The 17,694-nt window shown below is 71.9% G+C and carries 12 protein-coding genes and 3 tRNA genes; 8 read left to right on the top strand and 7 right to left on the bottom strand.

The features are described 5' to 3' along the window. Positions 1–176 precede the first annotated feature (176 nt). From OG900_23155 to OG900_23130, 6 genes are all read left to right on the top strand, one after another. Positions 177–1,838: a penicillin-binding transpeptidase domain-containing protein gene (locus OG900_23155; GenBank protein WUH92718.1), complete on the top strand. Its 1,662-nt coding sequence runs from the start codon at positions 177–179 to the stop codon at positions 1,836–1,838. 119 nt (positions 1,839–1,957) lie between these two features. Further along, on the top strand, positions 1,958–2,833 hold the full coding sequence (locus OG900_23150) for an LLM class flavin-dependent oxidoreductase (GenBank protein WUH92717.1): 876 nt from the start codon (positions 1,958–1,960) through the stop codon (positions 2,831–2,833). 258 nt (positions 2,834–3,091) lie between these two features. Continuing rightward, a tRNA-Asp gene (locus tag OG900_23145) sits at positions 3,092–3,166 on the top strand. Between the two features lie 4 nt (positions 3,167–3,170). Continuing rightward, positions 3,171–3,244: transfer RNA gene (locus OG900_23140), tRNA-Phe, on the top strand. Positions 3,245–3,734: 490 nt separating this feature from the next. Beyond that, entirely contained in the window at positions 3,735–7,691 is a 3,957-nt protein-coding gene (gene hrpA / locus OG900_23135) for an ATP-dependent RNA helicase HrpA (GenBank protein ID WUH92716.1), read from the top strand. A gap of 82 nt (positions 7,692–7,773) precedes the next feature. Then, a tRNA-Asp gene (locus OG900_23130) sits at positions 7,774–7,848 on the top strand. 743 nt (positions 7,849–8,591) lie between these two features. On the opposite strand, the gene bldC is transcribed toward OG900_23130, so the two are convergent. Further along, the gene (gene bldC, locus OG900_23125; GenBank protein ID WUH92715.1) at positions 8,592–8,798 is read right to left on the bottom strand and encodes a developmental transcriptional regulator BldC; all 207 of its coding nucleotides are present in this window, start codon (positions 8,796–8,798) and stop codon (positions 8,592–8,594) included. Positions 8,799–9,216: 418 nt separating this feature from the next. After that, positions 9,217–10,065, bottom strand: coding sequence for a hypothetical protein (locus OG900_23120; protein ID WUH92714.1), 849 nt, complete (start codon positions 10,063–10,065; stop codon positions 9,217–9,219). A 185-nt stretch (positions 10,066–10,250) separates the two neighbouring features. On the opposite strand from OG900_23120, the gene OG900_23115 reads away from it, so the two are divergent. Beyond that, positions 10,251–11,369 (top strand): NAD(P)-binding domain-containing protein, encoded by a 1,119-nt coding sequence (locus tag OG900_23115; GenBank protein WUH92713.1) that lies wholly within the window; start codon positions 10,251–10,253, stop codon positions 11,367–11,369. Between the two features lie 257 nt (positions 11,370–11,626). After that, positions 11,627–11,896: a DUF3073 domain-containing protein gene (locus OG900_23110; protein ID WUH92712.1), complete on the top strand. Its 270-nt coding sequence runs from the start codon at positions 11,627–11,629 to the stop codon at positions 11,894–11,896. A gap of 143 nt (positions 11,897–12,039) precedes the next feature. On the opposite strand, the gene purM is transcribed toward OG900_23110, so the two are convergent. The 5 genes from purM to OG900_23085 form a co-directional block, all read right to left on the bottom strand. Further along, the gene (purM, locus tag OG900_23105) at positions 12,040–13,116 is read right to left on the bottom strand and encodes a phosphoribosylformylglycinamidine cyclo-ligase (protein ID WUH92711.1); all 1,077 of its coding nucleotides are present in this window, start codon (positions 13,114–13,116) and stop codon (positions 12,040–12,042) included. 48 nt (positions 13,117–13,164) lie between these two features. Then, positions 13,165–14,682, bottom strand: a complete 1,518-nt coding sequence (gene purF / locus OG900_23100; GenBank protein WUH92710.1) for an amidophosphoribosyltransferase — start codon at positions 14,680–14,682, stop codon at positions 13,165–13,167. A 500-nt stretch (positions 14,683–15,182) separates the two neighbouring features. Beyond that, positions 15,183–15,989: a maleylpyruvate isomerase family mycothiol-dependent enzyme gene (locus OG900_23095; protein ID WUH92709.1), complete on the bottom strand. Its 807-nt coding sequence runs from the start codon at positions 15,987–15,989 to the stop codon at positions 15,183–15,185. A gap of 24 nt (positions 15,990–16,013) precedes the next feature. After that, a complete protein-coding gene (locus OG900_23090) occupies positions 16,014–16,217 on the bottom strand; it encodes a DUF4177 domain-containing protein (protein WUH92708.1) in 204 nt (67 codons plus the stop codon). A gap of 166 nt (positions 16,218–16,383) precedes the next feature. Further along, positions 16,384–17,661 carry an MFS transporter gene (locus tag OG900_23085; protein ID WUH92707.1) on the bottom strand — a complete coding sequence of 426 codons (1,278 nt, stop codon included), beginning with the start codon at positions 17,659–17,661 and terminating at the stop codon, positions 16,384–16,386. Positions 17,662–17,694 lie beyond the last annotated feature (33 nt).

Here is a 17,694-nt window from a genome sequence, read left to right as displayed (position 1 = left end):
CCCTTTCCAACCCGCCCCCCGACGGCCACCGCCCCGCACGCTACGGCCGGCGGTTGCGTGCGGCAAGTCGCTCTCTGCCAGCCGGATCACCGTAGATCCGCCTGACGGAAGGGGCGGTCATTCAATTCCGGCGCTGCTGGACTGGCGAAGTCAGCACATCAGGGGGGAGTTGGGCCATGCCCGTCGCCAGGAGAGTCAAGATCGGCATTGTCGGCGGGGTGTTCACCGCGATGGTGGCCGTCGCCGCTGTCGGCGCGTACAACATCTACACAGCCCTCGACAGCGGGGAGGGCGGCAGCACGCCCGGGACGGGCACCCAGGCTGCCGCGGCCGGGCGCGGCGTCCCGGACGCCGCCAAGCCCCTGACCCGCAAGGAGATCAGCGCCGCCGCGTCCGATTTCCTGGCCGCGTGGTCGTCGGGGGACAGCGCGGCGGCCGGCGCGCTGACCGACTCGCCGGCCACCGCGTCCGGCGCGCTGGCGAGTTACGCCACCGGCGCGCACATCGACTCGGTGCGGATCACGCCGGGCGCCGCGACGTCGGGCGGCGAGCACTTCACGGTCGCCGCGCACATCACCTACCAGGCGCTGACGTCCACCTGGACGTACGGCTCCTCCCTCACCGTCGCCCGCAATGCCGCGGGCGACCCCGCGGTCGCCTGGTCGCCGTCCGTGCTCTACCCGGGGCTCTCCGACGGCGACACCCTCCTGACCAGCACCGAGGACGCGCCCGACCTGGAGGTCACCGACCGCGGGAACACCGTGCTGACCGGGGCGGCCTACCCGTCGCTGACCCGCATCATCGCCGACCTGGGAGAGCGCTACGGCAAGCAGCTCAGCGGCGGCACACCCTCGGTCGGGACGTGGATCCGCAAGGCCGACGGGTCGACCGGGCAGCCGCTGCACGTCCTGCGCAAAGGCAGCGGCGTGCGGCTGAGGACGACGCTGGACGCCACGCTCCAGGCGGCGGCGGAGAAGGCCGTGGCCGGGAAGAGCGGCGCGGGCGTCACCGCGCTCGACACCCGCAGCGGCGCGATCCTCGCCATCGCCTACAGCCCGGCGGACGGCGAGGACACCGCGCTGATGGAGGCCTCCGCGCCCGGCTCGACCTTCAAGATCGTCACCGCGGCCGCGCTGCTGAACTCCGGCATGACGCCGTCCTCCCCCGCGCGCTGCCTGAGCCAGGACAACATCGCCAACGGCCGGACGTACCACAACGACACGCCCACCCTGCACAAGGCGGACGCCACCCTCGGATGGGACTTCGCGCAATCCTGCAACACCGGCTTCATCCACCACGCCGACGCGCTCGGCCCCCACGGGCTGCGGGACACCGCAGCGAAGTTCGGCCTCACCCAGGAGTGGAACGTCGGCACGCCGACCGCCGAGGGCCAGCCGAGCATGCCGGACACCAGCGTTCCCGACGAGCTGACGTCGGAGATGATCGGCCAGGGGGAGTTGCAGATGAGCCCGCTCGTCATGGCCTCCGTCGCCGCGACCGCCGCGAGCGGCGACTTCCACCAGCCGCTGATCGTGGACAGGAGCCTGGTCCAGGAGCCGATCGCCAAGGCGTCCGGCCTCTCCAGCGGGACCTCCGCCGCCCTGCGCCAGATGATGCGCAGCGCCATCACCACCGGCACGGCGAGCGCGGTGATGCGCGGCTTCGGCCCGGACTCGGGCGCGAAGACCGGCTCCGCCGAGGTGTCGGGCCAGGACACCACCAACGGCTGGTTCACCGCCTACGCGGGCCACGTCGCGGCGGCCGCCGTCGTCCACGACGCGGGCCACGGCAACACGTCGGCGGGTCCGATCGTGGCGGCGGTGCTGCGCGCGGGCTGAGGCGGGAGGCGTACGGCCCGGGGCGGCGCGGGGGGCCGCCCCGGGCCCGCCCCTCCCGGCCCTGGAGCGGCCGGTCCCTGAGCGTTGATCACCCGGCGGACGGCACGTAGGTTCCGGGCATGACGAACGTACGGATCGGCGTGATGTACGACCGCGACTGGGCGCCCGAGGGGCTGCCGGCCTTCGCGCGGGAGGTCGAGGCGCTCGGCGTCGACGACCTGTGGGTGGTCGAGGACCTCGGGTGGAACGGCGGGATCTCGGCGGCCGCCGTGGCGCTGGGGGCGACGCAGCGGATACGGGTGGGCATCGGGATCGCGCCCGCGCCCCTGCGCAGCCCGGCCCTGCTGGCGATGGAACTGGCCACGCTGGCCCGGGTGTTCCCCGGTCGGCTGGTCGCCGGGATCGGGCACGGGGTGCCCGAGTGGATGGCCTCCGTCGGCGTCGCCGCCCGCTCGCCGCTCGCACTGCTCGAAGAGACCGTCACCTCGGTCCGCGCGCTGCTGCGCGGCGAGAAGGTCGACGTGGACGGCCGCGAAGTGCACCTGGAGGATGTCCGGTTGGTCCACCCCGCCACCGAGCCGCCGCCCGTGGTCGCGGGCGTGGTCCGTCCCCGCTCCCTGGAGCTGTCCGGCCGCGTCGCCGACGGCACCCTGCTCGCCGAGGGCAACGGCCCGGACGACCTGGAGAGGGCCCTGACCCTGATCCGCAAGGCCGGCCCGGTCCCCGACCACACCCTGACCGTCTACGCCTACAGCTGCGTGAGCGACGACGCCGCCCAGGTCGCGACGACCCTCGCCCCCCTGGCCGAGGACCAGGGCGCCTGGCTCGGCCGCGCCCCGGAGGACGTCTTCACCGTCTCCGGCCCGCCCGCGACCGCCGCCGCCCGCGTCCAGGCCCTGGCAGCGGCGGGCGCGGACACGGTGGTCCTGCGCATCTTCGGCCCTGAGCCGACGGCGCAGCTCGGAGCCGTACTGGACGCGCTGCGCGCCGGCTGACGGACGCAGGCGCCTGTGCCGGCGGCGCCTCCTCCGGGGCGGCGCCGGGCCGCGACCCTCCGGGTCACCGGTGCGACGACACGCGCCGGGGAGGGGTCTCGGGGTCTGATACGCTGATCCAGCGACAACGGCCTGTCAGGCAGTGCTCAACCGGTCACGGAGGGCGAGTCACCGGGAGCGTCGCAAAAACCAGTGCGAGAGCATGGCGCAGCATGTGTCAGACTTATCCCGCACAAAGCAGTACACGCAGTACAGCAAGGTCCTGTGGAGCAGTTTGGAGTGCTCGCCACCCTGTCAAGGTGGAGGCCGCGGGTTCAAATCCCGTCAGGACCGCTGCGGCTGGGTAGCTCAGTTGGTACGAGCGACCGCCTGAAAAGCGGTAGGTCGCCGGTTCGACCCCGGCCCCAGCCACCGCACGGCGTAGGCCCCGTCCCCCGGACGGGGCCTACGCCGTTTCCGGCGGGCGGCGCCCCTCAGGTCCCCGAGGCTGCGGCTGGCGCCGCGCGGGCGCGCCCAGCCCCCCACCCACCGTCACGTGCCGACGACCGCCACCACCCCAGGGGCGCGTGGGGGTACCCCCACGCGAAGCTCTGGGGGAGAACGGAGCGGCCAACCCCCACCGGCGCGCGGGTCGTCACCGACCCGAAGGGGCTCTTCCTGTCGAAGACGGACCACCGGCCGGTGGGGGCTGAGCGCGCAGTTCCCCGCGCCCCTGTCAGGCACCCCCTTCCCGAAGGGGCATCACCCAGCCACCGCAGCCGGCGGAGAGCCACCCCCGGCCCAGGGGGAGGAGCGGACCCCCGCGCGCGGGGGAGGCGCGCGGGGCGAGGGAGGTCCGGGGGGGCGCCCCCGGGAAATGGGGTCGCCGGGCGCGGGCGGCAGGTGCGAGCATGGGTCGCGTATGTCTACTTACGCGACCACCGCTGAACTGGCCCAACGCCTCCCCGCCCTCACCCTGCGCGACGAGCAGCGGCTGGGGCGGCGGCTCGACGGTGCCCGGCGCATCAGGAAGCCGGAGGCCCGCGCGGCGGTGCTCGCGGAGATCGACGCCGAGATCGGCAAGGGCGAGCAGCGCATAGCGGCCCGCGGCGCGGCCGTGCCGCGGATCACGTATCCGGAGGCGCTGCCGGTCAGCCGGAAGAAGGACGACATCCTGGCGGCGATCCGCGACCACCAGGTCGTGATCGTCGCCGGCGAGACCGGCTCGGGCAAGACGACGCAGATCCCGAAGATCTGCCTGGAGCTGGGCCGCGGGGTGCGCGGCCTGATCGGGCACACCCAGCCGCGCCGCATCGCGGCCCGTACGGTCGCGGAGCGCGTCGCGGAGGAGCTGCGGACGCCGCTGGGCGAGGCGGTCGGCTGGAAGGTGCGGTTCACCGACCAGGTCGGGGACTCGACGCTGGTCAAGCTGATGACCGACGGCATCATGCTCGCGGAGATCCAGACGGACCGCGAGCTGCTCGCGTACGACACGATCATCATCGACGAGGCGCACGAGCGCAGCCTGAACATCGACTTCATCCTGGGCTACCTGGCGCAGCTGCTGCCCCGCCGCCCGGACCTGAAGGTGATCATCACCTCGGCGACGATCGACCCTGAGCGCTTCTCGCGGCATTTCGGTGACGCGCCGATCGTGGAGGTCAGCGGGCGCACGTATCCGGTCGAGGTCCGCTACCGGCCGCTGCTGGAGGAGGGCGGCGAGGCCGAATCCGACCTCTCCGGCGACCGGGACCAGATCACCGCGATCTGCGACGCGGTGGACGAGCTGCAGGCGGCGGGTCCCGGCGACATCCTGGTGTTCCTGTCCGGCGAGCGGGAGATCCGGGACACCGCGGACGCGCTGGTGAAGAAGAACCTCAGGCACACCGAAGTGCTGCCGCTCTACGCCCGGTTGTCGTCGGCCGAGCAGCACCGGGTCTTCCAGCAGCACGCGGGCCGCCGGATCGTGCTGGCCACCAACGTGGCGGAGACCTCGCTCACCGTCCCGGGCATCCGGTACGTCATCGACCCGGGCACCGCCCGCATCTCCCGCTACAGCCACCGGACGAAGGTGCAGCGGCTGCCGATCGAGCCGGTCAGCCAGGCCAGTGCGAACCAGCGCAAGGGGCGCTGCGGGCGTACGTCGGACGGCATCTGCATCCGGCTCTACGACGAGGACGACTTCCTGTCCCGGCCGGAGTTCACCGACCCGGAGATCCTGCGGACGAACCTGGCGTCGGTGATCCTGCAGATGACCGCGGCCGGGCTCGGGGACATCGCGCGCTTCCCCTTCATCGACCCGCCGGACAGCCGCAACATCAAGGACGGTGTCCAGCTCCTGGAGGAGCTGGGCGCACTGGACCCGAAGGAGAAGGACCCGCGCAAGCGGCTGACGCAGACCGGCCGCAAGCTCGCGCAGCTCCCGGTCGACCCGCGGCTGGCCCGCATGGTGCTGGAGGCGGAGCGCAACGGCTGCGTGCGCGAGGTGATGGTCATCGCGGCGGCGCTGTCCATCCAGGACCCGCGCGAGCGGCCCTCGGACAAGCAGCAGCAGGCCGACCAGCAGCACGCCCGCTTCCGGGACGAGAGCAGCGACTTCCTGGCCTTCCTGCACCTGTGGACGTACGTCAGGGGCCGCCAGAAGGACCTGTCGTCCTCGGCCTTCCGCCGGATGTGCCGGTCCGAGTTCCTGAACTACCTGCGCATCCGCGAGTGGCAGGACATCTACAGCCAGTTGCGGTCGGTCGCGAAGTCGCTGGGCATCACCGTGAACGAGCCGAAGTCCGAGGACGACGCGGCCGATCCGGTACGGGTCCACCAGTCGCTGCTCGCGGGCCTGCTGTCGCACCTGGGCCTGAAGGACACCGACAAGAACGAGTATCTGGGCGCCCGCAGCGCCAAATTCGCGATCTTCCCGGGCTCCGCGCTGTTCAAGAAGCCGCCGCGCTGGATCATGTCGGCCGAGCTGGTGGAGACCTCCCGGCTGTGGGCGCGGGTCAACGCGAAGATCGAGCCGGAGTGGGTCGAGCCGCTGGCCCAGCACCTGGTCAAGCGCACCTACAGCGAGCCGCACTGGGAGAAGGACCAGGCGGCGGTGATGGCGTACGAGAAGGTGACCCTCTACGGTGTCCCGCTGATCGCCCAGCGCAAGGTCAACTACGGGCGGATCGACCCCGAGGTCTCCCGCGAGCTGTTCATCCGCAATGCCCTGGTCGAGGGCGACTGGCGCACCCACCACCAGTTCTTCCACGACAACCGCAAACTGCTCGGCGAGGTCGAGGAGTTGGAGCACCGCGCCAGGCGGCGGGACATCCTGGTCGACGACGAGACGCTCTACGACTTCTACGACCGCAAACTGCCGGAGGAGATCGTCTCCGGCGCGCACTTCGACTCGTGGTGGAAGCAGCGGCGGCGCGAGGACCCCGAGTTGCTCAGCTTCGAGCACTCCATGCTGATCAACGAGGGCGCGGAGGCGGTCACCAAGGCCGACTACCCCGACTCCTGGCGACAGGGCGCGCTGAAATTCCGCGTCACGTACCAGTTCGAGCCGGGCGCCGACGCGGACGGCGTGACCGTGCACGTCCCGCTCCAGGTGCTCAACCAGGCGGTGCCCGACGGCTTCGACTGGCAGATCCCGGGCCTGCGCGAGCAGGTCGTCACCGAGCTGATCCGCTCGCTGCCGAAGCCGATCCGGCGGCACTACGTGCCCGCGCCGAATTACGCGAAGGCCTTCCTGGACCGGGCCGTGGCCGGCCCCGACCCCCTGCCGCTGGTGCTGGCACGGGAGTTGCAGCGGATGGTCGGGGTGCCGGTCACCGCGGAGGACTTCGACCTGGCCAAGGTGCCCGACCACCTCAAGGTCACCTTCCGGGTGACCGACGAGCGGCGGAGGACCATCGCCGAGGACAAGGACCTCGACGCGCTGAAGCTGCGGCTCAAGCCGAAGACGCGGGAGGCCATCACGAAGGCCTTCGAGCGCGTCTCGGACCCCGCGCTGGCGAGCGTCGAGCAGCGCACGGGCCTGAAGGACTGGACGATCGGCGCGCTGCCGCGGACCTTCGAGGCCCGGCGGTCCGGGCAGCCGGTCAAGGCGTACCCGGCGCTGGTCGACGAGGGCGCGTCGGTGGCGGTGCGGCTCTTCGACACCGAGGCCGAGCAGGCCGAGGCGATGTGGCGCGGCACCCGCCGGCTGATCCTGCTGAACGTGCCGGTGAACCCGGCCAAATTCGTCGCCGACCAGATGTCCAACCAGCAGAAGCTGGCCCTGTCGCGCAATCCGCACGGCAGCGTGCAGGCGCTGTTCGAGGACTGCGCCACCGCCGCGGCCGACCGCCTGATCGCCGCGCACGGCGGCCCCGCGTGGGACGAGGAGGCCTACCGCAAGCTCTACGACGCGGTGCGGGCCGATCTGGTCGAGCTGACCGGCCGCAGCGTCCAGCGGGTCCAGCAGGTGCTCGCAGCCTGGCACTCCTGCGAGCGGCGCCTGAAGGACACGAAGTCGCTGGTGCTCGTGGCGAACCTGCAGGACGTCAAGGAGCAGCTGGCCGCCCTCGTCCACCCGGGTTTCGTGACGGAGGCGGGCCTCAAGCGCCTGCCCGACCTGATGCGCTACCTGGTCGCCGCCGACCGCCGCCTCCAGCAGATGCCGACGGGGGCGCAGCGGGACGCCACGCGGATGGAGAAGATCCGCGAGATCCAGGCGGAGTACGCCCAGCTGCTGGCCTCCCTGCCCCCCGGCCGGCCCGTGCCCGCCGCGGTGCGCGAGATCCGCTGGATGATCGAGGAGCTGCGGGTCAGCTACTTCGCCCACGCACTGGGCACGGCCTACCCGGTCTCCGACAAACGCGTCTTCAAGGCCCTGGACGAGGCCTGGGCCTGACCGCCTCCCCCGCCCCCCGCCCCTCCTCGCGATCGAGTTCGACCGCACCCCCTGACCTGCTGTACAGTCTGTCTCGCAGCAAGGTCCTGTGGAGCAGTTTGGAGTGCTCGCCACCCTGTCAAGGTGGAGGCCGCGGGTTCAAATCCCGTCAGGACCGCCTCAGTTCCACCCCGCTCGGCCCGTGATCCCCTCCGGACACGGGCCGTTCGCACGTCCGGGCCCTGGAGGCCGCGCCCGCGGCGCCAGCCGCAAAAAGACACGGCAGATCCCGTCAGGACCGCACCACCCCCACCCCCCGGCCCGTTCCCCACCGGACACGGGCCGTTCGCACGTCCGGGCCCAGGCAGCAGGCCCCCGCACGCGCGTCCCCACCCGGTCCGCGCCCGCGTACGCCGGGCCCGCGGCGCCGGCCGCGGAGATGCCCACGGCTCCCCTCAGACCCCTTCCTGACGCGGGAGTTCACTACCGCACCGCAGTCAAGATCCACAAGTCCCGCGCATGTGACGGGAGTCACGTAAAGTCGATTCGGAAACGCGGAACCCGACGCCCTCCGGAGGGCTGTCGATTTAATATGTGCAATGGCACCCCGTCCGGGACGTACACCCAAGGCACGAAAAAGGACCGCATCGGACCCGGCGGAGTCCGATGCGATCCTGTGACGCTGCGATGCTGCTGTGGTGTTACGGGCGGATCCGGCGGGATCCGGGTCGTACAGGTGGTACGGGGGTGGTACAGGTCGTACGAGGTGGTGCGGGGTACTGCGGGTGAAACCGGTGGATCCGACGGATCCGGTGGGCCCTGCGGACCCGGGTGGTGCGAAAAGCCTCGGGCTGTCCCTGATGGGGGCAGGTGAGCCGTGCGGCGGGGCGCCGACAAGGGGGACGGCACCCGGAAGAGCTGTCAGGCCTCGCTGCGCTGCTGCGGAATACCCGCGAGCAGCGCGCGGACCTCCGCTTCGCGGTAGCGGCGGTGGCCGCCCAGCGTGCGGATGGACGTGAGCTTGCCTGCCTTGGCCCAGCGCGTGACCGTCTTGGGGTCGACGCGGAACATGGTCGCGACCTCGGCAGGGGTGAGCAACGGCTCGGCATCAGGGGTGCGAGCGGTCATGAGCGGCCTCCTTGAGAGAACCGAACCAACGCGGTTCTTTCCTCTAAATTCTGCACCTTGACCCACGTTGCCCGAAATGGCAGACGCGGGCCGAGTCGGTAATAGGACGAACGGCTTGTCCTCGGCACTACAACTACACCATCCGTCCAGCCGCGTCGGCCAAACCGATGGATTTGCCCTCTCAGGTGTTCAAGCTCGACGGAAGCCGATGGACCGTCTCATAACGGACAGTCACCCGAGCGTGACGATCAGTCACAGTACGATCATCTGCAACATCCCCACCTTCGAAACGTGTCCGAGGCGGACCCGTTGTCCCATTTTGGCATGACACATGGTGATGCAGGCAAGACTCCGAGTACGTGCTCTCCGTCACCCTTGGGCCAAAGATCCGAAAAAGCCCGCCGCAGGGGGCGGAGGCTCAGCTGGAGAACTGGCGCTCCCGTACCGCCCGCCAGCGATCGGTCAGGCGTTCGTACGCCACCCCCGCCGCGCCCGAGTCGCCGGCCCGCAGCGCGGTGAGGCCCTCGGCGACGTCGGCCGCCGAGCGGTCCTCAGCCAGCAGGTCCGGGCCCATCACATGGACCAGGCCGCCGTAGTCCAGCTCCACCAGCGAGCGCGGGTGGAATTCCTCCAGCCAGCGGCCGACGTCGACCAGCCCGTCGACCAGCGGGCCGCCCTCGTCCAGCGAGTCCTTGAGCACCCGCAGGCCGCGCGCCACCCGGCGCCTGGCCTGCACCATGGGCGTGCGGTAGCGCAGCAGCGGCTCCTTGGACTCCCCGGCGCCCGCCGGCTCGTACTCCCGCTCGTCGTCGCCGACCAGCACGAACCAGCGCACCGGGACATGCCAGGTGGCGGTGCGGATCCAAGGCCGCGCGTCGGGATTGCGCTCGCGCCAGGCGTCGTGGTCGGCGGCGGCCTGGCGGCGTACGACCGGCGGCAGCATCGCGTCGAGCACCGACTCCGGCAGCAGCTCGCCGGCCTGCTCCAGGGCCAGCCAGCCGCGCAGCCGGGTGCGCCAGGGGCAGACGTGGGTCACACCGCCGACGACGGCGACGAAGGCGTCGGCGCTCTCGTGCACCGGGACGGCGATCGGCGGCACCGGGACCAGGCCGGCCAGCGACTGCCGCAGTTCGTCCTGTGCGGTCCTCCCGGGGCCCGCGGCCGCGTAGCGGTACCAGTGGCTGCGTTCGGGCTCGGGAAAGGCCGCCAGCGGCTCGTAGACCCGCAAATACGCCGCGTAGGGGACCACTACCGGTGAACCGCCCACACCCGCTCCCTCGCGCCACGGTGCCGTCCCGCTGATCGTCCCACGCGGCGGCCCCGCCCGGACGTGATCCCGGCCACCCGGGCTGCCCCCCGTGCGGCCGTACAGGGCCTACGCTGTGGCCATCAACCCCTCCGCCACCCGCACGGGGGGCGCGACAATCCAGAAAGCACTGGGACCACTGGACTATGGGAGTCACCACCGTGACCGACGTACGACAGACCGAAAGTGTCGTCGCCACGCTGTTCCGATCGGAGCAGGGCGGACACGAGCAGGTCGTTCTCTGCCAGGACCGCGACTCGGGCCTGAAGGCCGTGATCGCGCTCCACTCCACCGCCCTGGGCCCCGCCCTGGGCGGTACCCGTTTCTTCCCGTACGCCTCGGACGACGAGGCCGTCGAGGACGCGCTCAACCTCGCCCGCGGCATGTCGTACAAGAACGCGCTGGCCGGCCTCGACCACGGCGGCGGCAAGGCCGTGATCATCGGCGACCCGGACGCGGACAAGACCGAGCGGCTGCTGCTGGCCTACGGCCGCTTCGTCGCCTCGCTCGGCGGCCGCTACGTGACCGCGTGCGACGTCGGCACCTATGTCGCCGACATGGACGTCGTCGCCCGCGAGAACCGCTGGACCACCGGCCGCTCGCCGGAGAACGGCGGCGCGGGCGACTCCTCCGTGCTCACCGCCTTCGGCGTCTTCCAGGGCATGCGCGCCGCCGCCCGCGTCCAGTGGGGCGAGCCGTCGCTGCGCGGCCGCCGGGTCGGCGTCGCCGGCGTCGGCAAGGTCGGCAGGCACCTGGTGGAGCACCTGCTCGACGACGGGGCCGAGGTCGTGGTCACGGACGTGCGGGCCGACGCGGTGGACGCGATCCTCGCCCGGCACCCGGAGGTCGCCGCGGTCAGCGACGTGGAGGTGCTGGTGCGCACCCCGCTGGACCTCTACGCCCCGTGCGCGCTCGGCCACGCCCTGGACGACCCGACGGTGGCGGCGCTGACCGCGACCGTGGTGTGCGGCGCGGCCAACAACCAGCTCGCCCACCCGGGCGTCGAGAAGGACCTCGCCGACCGCGGCATCCTCTACGCGCCCGACTACGTCGTGAACGCCGGCGGGGTGATCCAGGTCGCGGACGAACTGCACGGTTTCGATTTCGACCGCGCCAAGGCGAAGGCGACGAAGATCTACGACACGACACTGGCCATTTTCGATCGCGCGAAGATCGACGGTGTACCGCCCGCGGTCGCCGCCGACCGGCTCGCCGAGCACCGGATGGCCGAACGCACCCCGGCGGCGGAATGGCTGCGTCCTTGAGTGACGCACGTGACCGAACGCACGGCCCGATAGCAAGTTCGCGCTAGAAGAAGGTAAAATCGGGCCTGACCAGGCAGGACAGGGTCGTGAACGGCCCCTGATCCGACGCGCGTCGTGCGGGCGACGTACCGTGCGGCGTCGGAAGCAGGTACCGTTGAGGCCCTACGGACCGGTCTCTCTCCGGAGAGACCGCTCCGCATCATGAACGCGTGTCAAGACTCGGGGCCGTTGAGCCCCGCCGTTAAGGGGGTCGAGCCATGGGGCGCGGCCGGGCCAAGGCCAAGCAGACGAAGGTCGCCCGCCAGCTGAAGTACAACAGCGGCGGTACGGATCTCTCACGTCTGGCCGACGAGCTGGGCGCATCGCCGTCGAGGCCGGTTAATCCGGAGCCTGTCGAGGACGATGACGACGAGTTGGACGACGACGACCCGTACGCCCAGTACGCGGATCGGTACAACGACGACGACGAAGACGAGGACGACCAGTCGTCCGACTCCTCGCCCTCGTCACAGCGTCGTCGCGCTTGACGCAGCGAGGACACCACACACGCTGACCCGGCCGGGGGCGCCAGCCCCGGACCGGGTTTAGTCGTGCCCCGGCGCGGGCGGTCGAGCGCACGGTTCCGGCCACCTGGCCGTCCGTACGCTCGGGCATCCGCAGGCCCGCCGGGTCAGCCGGCGTAGTCACCGACCAGCTCCACGGCGGCTGCGCCGCTCTCGCGTGCCGTGACCTCGCCCGCGACCCAGGCCTCGGTGCCGCGGTCGGCCAGCGTGGCCAGCGCCACCTCGACCGACTCCTGCGGCACCACCGCGATCATGCCGACGCCCATGTTCAGCGTCTTCTCCAGCTCGGCGCGCTCGACCTGTCCGGCCGCGCCGACCAGGCCGAAGATCGGGGCCGGCGCCCAGGTCGTACGGTCCACGGTGGCGCGCAGGCCGTCCGGGACGACCCGGGCCAGGTTGTTGGCCAGGCCGCCGCCGGTGATGTGCGAGAAGGCGTGCACCTCGGCGGTGCGGGTCAGGGCCAGGCAGTCCAGCGAGTAGATCCTGGTCGGCTCGAGCAGTTCCTCGCCGAGCGTCCTGCCCAGCTCCGGGACCTCCCGGTCCAGCTCCCAGCCGGCCCGGTCGAAGAGCACATGGCGGACCAGGCTGTACCCGTTGGAGTGAAGCCCGGAGGACTCGATCGCGATGACCGCGTCACCCGTACGGATGCGGTCGGCGCCCAGCAGCCGGTCGGCCTCGACCACGCCGGTGCCCGCGCCGGCGACGTCGAAGTCGTCGGGGCCCAGCAGCCCGGGGTGCTCGGCGGTCTCCCCGCCGACCAGGGCGCAGCCGGCCAGCACGCAGCCCTCGGCGATGCCCTTGACGATGGCGGCGACCCGTTCGGGGTAGACCTTGCCGACGCAGATGTAGTCGGTCATGAACAGCGGCTCGGCCCCGCAGACCACCAGGTCGTCCACGACCATGCCCACCAGGTCGTGCCCGATGGTGTCGTAGACGCCCATGCGGCGGGCGATGTCCACCTTGGTGCCGACGCCGTCGGTCGCGGAGGCCAGCAGCGGCCGCTCGTAGCGCTTGAGCGCGGAGGCGTCGAAGAGGCCCGCGAAGCCGCCGATCCCGCCGACCACCTCGGGGCGGGTGGCCTTGCGCACCCACTCCTTCATCAGGGTCACGGCACGGTCGCCGGCCTCGATGTCGACGCCCGCGGCGGCGTAGCTGGCGCCGGTTCTTCCGGTTGTCTCAGGCATTGCTGGCACTTTCGTGTCGGGCGTGTCGGAATGCGGGGCGGCGGAGGGTCACGGCCTGCGCAGGGCGTCGGCGGCGTCGGCGCCGCCCGCCAGCTCGACTTCGAGCAGCTGCTTGCCCAGCAGCTCGGGGTCGGGCAGGTCCATGGGGTACTCGCCGTCGAAGCAGGCGCGGCACAGGTTGGGCTTGGCGATCGTGGTCGCCTCGACCATGGCGTCGAGCGAGATGTACGCGAGCGAGTCGGCGCCCAGCGAGGTGCCGATCTCCTCGACGGTCATGCCGTTGGCGATCAGCTCGGCGCGGGTGGCGAAGTCGATGCCGAAGAAGCAGGGCCACTTCACCGGCGGCGAGGAGATCCGTACGTGCACCTCGGCGGCGCCCGCCTCGCGCAGCATCCGCACCAGGGCGCGCTGCGTGTTGCCGCGGACGATCGAGTCGTCGACGACGACCAGCCGCTTGCCGCGGATGACTTCCTTGAGCGGGTTGAGCTTGAGCCTGATGCCGAGCTGCCTGATGGTCTGCGACGGCTGGATGAAGGTCCGGCCGACATAGCTGTTCTTGACCAGTCCTGAGCCGTACGGAATGCCGCTGGCCTCGGCGTATCCCACCGCGGCCGGGGTGCCGGACTCCGGGGTGGGTATCACCAGGTCGGCCTCGACCGGCGCCTCCTTGGCGAGGCGGCGGCCCATCTCGACCCGGGAGAGGTAGACGTTGCGGCCCGCGATGTCGGTGTCGGGACGCGCCAGGTAGACGTATTCGAACACGCAGCCCTTGGGGCGTGCCTCGGCGAAGCGGGACGTGCGCAGCCCCTGCTCGTCGATCGCGATCAGCTCGCCGGGCTCGATCTCCCGGACGAAGCTGGCGCCGCAGATGTCGAGGGCGGCGCTCTCGGAGGCGACGACCCAGCCGCGCTCCAGGCGGCCGAGCACCAGCGGGCGGATGCCCTGCGGGTCGCGGGCCGCGTAGAGGGTGTGCTCGTCCATGTAGACGAGGCTGAAGGCGCCCTTGATCTTCGGCAGCACCTGGTGCGCGGCCTGCTCGACCGACAGCGGGTTGCCCTCGGCGTCGGTCTGCCCGGCGAGCAGCGCGGTGATCAGGTCGGTGTCGTTGGTCGCGGCGACCCTGGTGGTACGGCCGGGGGTCCGCGGCATGTCGGCGACCATCTCGGCCAGCTCGGCCGTGTTGACCAGGTTGCCGTTGTGACCCAGGGCGATGGAGCCGTGGGCGGTCGCGCGGAAGGTCGGCTGCGCGTTCTCCCACACCGAGGCGCCGGTGGTCGAGTAGCGGGCGTGGCCGACGGCGATATGGCCGATCAGCGAGCCGAGGGAGGTCTCGTCGAAGACCTGGGAAACCAGGCCCATGTCCTTGAAGACCAGAATCTGGGAGCCGTTGCTCACTGCGATGCCCGCGGACTCCTGTCCGCGGTGCTGCAGGGCGTACAGCCCGAAATAGGTGAGCTTGGCGACCTCTTCGCCGGGGGCCCAGACACCGAAGACGCCACACGCGTCCTGGGGGCCTTTCTCGCCGGGGAGTAGGTCGTGGCTGAGTCGTCCGTCACCACGAGGCACATCACCGAGTCTAGGGCAGGATCGCCCGTCGGCCGAACGAGGGACGTGCCCCGGACGTGCCCGATCAGCGTTTCTATGCGCGTAGCTCCATGGGGGACACGGGGGTGTGACGTGCCCCCCAGAGAGCGGGCTGGTCGGCCGGTAAGGGGATTGCGCCCGGCCGACTGTTGCGTCCGCAGCTTAGGGCGGCCACGCCCGGCCATGCGCCGGCGTGCCGGCGGATGGCCGGAAACCGTCGCTGCGGGGAGCACGCCGGGAGCCGCGGGGGCAGGGAAACGCCCGCCGGTACGGGGGTTCCGGCGGGCGCGTTTCCTGAACGGAATCATGAGCCGGAATTCGGCATTCCAGCTGGTCCCGTTGCGGGAATCCTAGAAAAGCCGGCGGGCACCGCATATACCGATGGGCATTACCGGCGCAAATACGCCATGTCTATTGCGGGGCATATGCGGGCACAGCGGTCGGGGAATGAATGACGATCATGTCGCCGTGTGCCCCGGGTGTCAGCGCATGACCGGCAGGTACGGACCCAGGTCCGCGCGCTCCCCGCTGGCCGCGACGGCGGCCGCGTCCAGCGCCTCGGCCCAGCCCGTGCGCCCGGTGGCGAGCCGGATCCAGGTCAGCGGGTCGGTCTCCACCACGTTCGGCGGGGTGCCGCGGGTGTGCCGCGGGCCCTCCACGCACTGCACCGCCGCGTAGGGCGGCACCCGTACCTCCACCGCGTTGCCCGGCGCCTTCGCGGCGAGCGCGTCCGCCAGCACCCGCACCACCGCGGCCACCGCCTGCCGGTCGAGCACCGCCTCGCGGCCCGTCGCGCGGGCCAGGTCGTCGCTGTGCACGACCAGCTCCACCAGCCGGGTCACCGTGAAGTCCAGCGCCCGCATCCCGCCGAAGGGCTCGGGGAGCAGCCTCCCGGGCCGCAGCGCCTCGCCCCGCAGCCCGGCGAGCCCGTCCGCCGCGGCCTCGATCGCGGCCACCGGGTCCTCCATCGCCTGCTCTGTCACCCGCGTGGAGGCGTCCAGCCGGTCGGCGATCGGCCCGGTCGACTGCGTCCATTCGTCAAGGCCGGTCGGCTTCCCCCCGGGCGCCGGCTCCGGCTCGGCCAGCAGCACCCCGAGCGCGTCCACCTGCCGCACGATGTGCGCGACCAGCAGCCGTACGTCCCAGCCGGGCAGCCCGCTGGGCCCGCCGTACGCCTCCGCCGGCAACCCCCGTACGGCGTCCCGTACATGACCCGCCTGCGCGACGAGCGCGTCCCAGGTCCGGTCGGGGTCGTACGTCCGCGCGCGGCGGCGGCTGGCAGGAGGCATACCGCGAGCCTAAGGGCTGTCCCGTCAGCCCTGGCGGGGGCGCTCGAAGGTGAGGAGCAGGCCCTCGACGGCACCGGGGCCTATACGGCCCTTCACGTCGGCCGCGGTGATGGACTTCAGGGCCCAGCCGTCGGCGGCGTGCTTGTTGAGGGTCTTCTCCAGCTTGTCGCCGTCGAGCGCGTCGCCGATCAGCGATTCACGGAAGGAGACGACCTTGTACTCGTACATGTGCTGTCCTCGCTCGGGTCCGGTGTGCGTCTGCGGGCTCCGGCCCTCCGTGTCCGCGGACTGTCCGCGGCCGGCGGTCCTCCGCCCTCGGTGTCCGCGGGCCTTGCGTGGACGGTCCGCGGACGGTCGTGCGTCCGGACAGCCAACCACGGACACCCGCGGGCCGTCAGGCCGCCCCCGCGGCCAACGCCGGTCCCGCGGGCCGCCCGAGCGGGATGTCCCGCATGCGGCGCAGCGGCGAGAAGAACAGCCACAGGCCCGCGCAGCAGCCGCCGACCACCGCGATCCACAAGGTGGTGCGGACGCCGAGCGCGGACGCGAGCGCCCCGCCGGTGATCCCGCCGAGCGGCAGGGTGCCCCAGGTGATCCAGCGGGCCGCCGCGCCGACCCGGCCGAGCAGCTCGGGCGGGCAGGTCGCCTGCCGGTAGCTGACCAGCGAGATGCCGGTGACGGTGGAGGCGAAGGTCCAGGAGATCCAGCCCGCCCCGAAGAGCAGCACCGCCCAGCCGTGCCCGGCCAGCGGGATCAGCAGCCCGGGGAGCGACAGCACGGTCATCGCGACCCAGCTGATCCGCGCCGAACCCACCCGCCGGGCCAGCGACTTGGCCGCCACCCCGCCCGCGACCCCGCCGGCCGCGCCCAGCGCGAGCAGCAGCCCGACAAGGCCGGGACGCAGGTGCAGGGTGCGGACGAGGAAGACCGGGCCGAGGGTCTCCACCATGATCACGAAGAAGTTGGCGGTGCCGTTGAAGGCCACCCCGTTGCGCAGGATCGGGTCCCTGACGACGTGTGCCAGGCCCGCGCCGATCTGCGCCCGCAGGCTGGTCCTGGGGCCGGGCTCGGCCTTGCGCGGCTCCCGGGCGCGGATCGCGGTGAGCGCGGCGGCCGAGAAGGCGAAGGACAGCGCGTCCGCGGTCATCGCCGCCGCGGCCCCGACCGCGGTGACCAGCCCCGCCCCCGCTCCCGGCCCGGCGATCTGCGCGGCCGACTGCGAGGCGGCGAGCTTGCCGTTGCCGTCCATGAGCTGCTTGCGGTCCAGCAGCGTCGGCAGATAGGCCTGGTAGGCGACCGAGAAGAAGACGGACAGCACGCCGGACGCCAGCGCGACCCCGTAGAGCTGCCCCAGGCTCAGCACCCCCGCCGCGTGTGCGACCGGCACCGAGCCGACGACAAGGAGCAGCCCGAGATCGCACCCGATCATCAGCCGCCGCTTCGCGACCCGGTCCACCACGGCCCCCGCGGGCAGCGCCACCAGCAGATACGCGCAGGTCGCCGCCGCGGACAGCAGTCCCACCTGGAAGGCACTGGCCTTCAGCACCACGACGGCCACCAGGGGCAGCGCCAGCACGGATATCTGCGACCCGACCTCGCTGACGGTCTGCCCGCCCCACAGGAGCAGGAAGTCCCTCTGACGGCGGATCGGTGCGGTGTCGTCTGTGGCCACCGTCCCGATGCTCGCACCGGCGATGCGGAGCCG

This window comes from Streptomyces sp. NBC_00433, from assembly GCA_036015235.1.
Lineage (GTDB): Bacteria > Actinomycetota > Actinomycetes > Streptomycetales > Streptomycetaceae > Actinacidiphila.
Note: the sequence above shows the minus strand (reverse complement) of the source record. Positions and strands in the feature narration are given on the sequence as shown.

What these genes read in the sequence shown, in the direction of transcription:
- OG900_23095 (WUH92709.1), bottom strand. Translation starts at nt 15,989, where the DNA reads ATGCCTCCTGCCAGCCGCCGCCGCGCGCGGACGTACGACCCCGACCGG.
- purM (WUH92711.1), bottom strand. Translation starts at nt 13,116, where the DNA reads ATGCCTGAGACAACCGGAAGAACCGGCGCCAGCTACGCCGCCGCGGGC.
- OG900_23115 (WUH92713.1), top strand. Translation starts at nt 10,251, where the DNA reads ATGGGAGTCACCACCGTGACCGACGTACGACAGACCGAAAGTGTCGTC.
- OG900_23150 (WUH92717.1), top strand. Translation starts at nt 1,958, where the DNA reads ATGACGAACGTACGGATCGGCGTGATGTACGACCGCGACTGGGCGCCC.
- hrpA (WUH92716.1), top strand. Translation starts at nt 3,735, where the DNA reads ATGTCTACTTACGCGACCACCGCTGAACTGGCCCAACGCCTCCCCGCC.
- OG900_23110 (WUH92712.1), top strand. Translation starts at nt 11,627, where the DNA reads ATGGGGCGCGGCCGGGCCAAGGCCAAGCAGACGAAGGTCGCCCGCCAG.
- bldC (WUH92715.1), bottom strand. Translation starts at nt 8,798, where the DNA reads ATGACCGCTCGCACCCCTGATGCCGAGCCGTTGCTCACCCCTGCCGAG.
- OG900_23090 (WUH92708.1), bottom strand. Translation starts at nt 16,217, where the DNA reads ATGTACGAGTACAAGGTCGTCTCCTTCCGTGAATCGCTGATCGGCGAC.
- OG900_23155 (WUH92718.1), top strand. Translation starts at nt 177, where the DNA reads ATGCCCGTCGCCAGGAGAGTCAAGATCGGCATTGTCGGCGGGGTGTTC.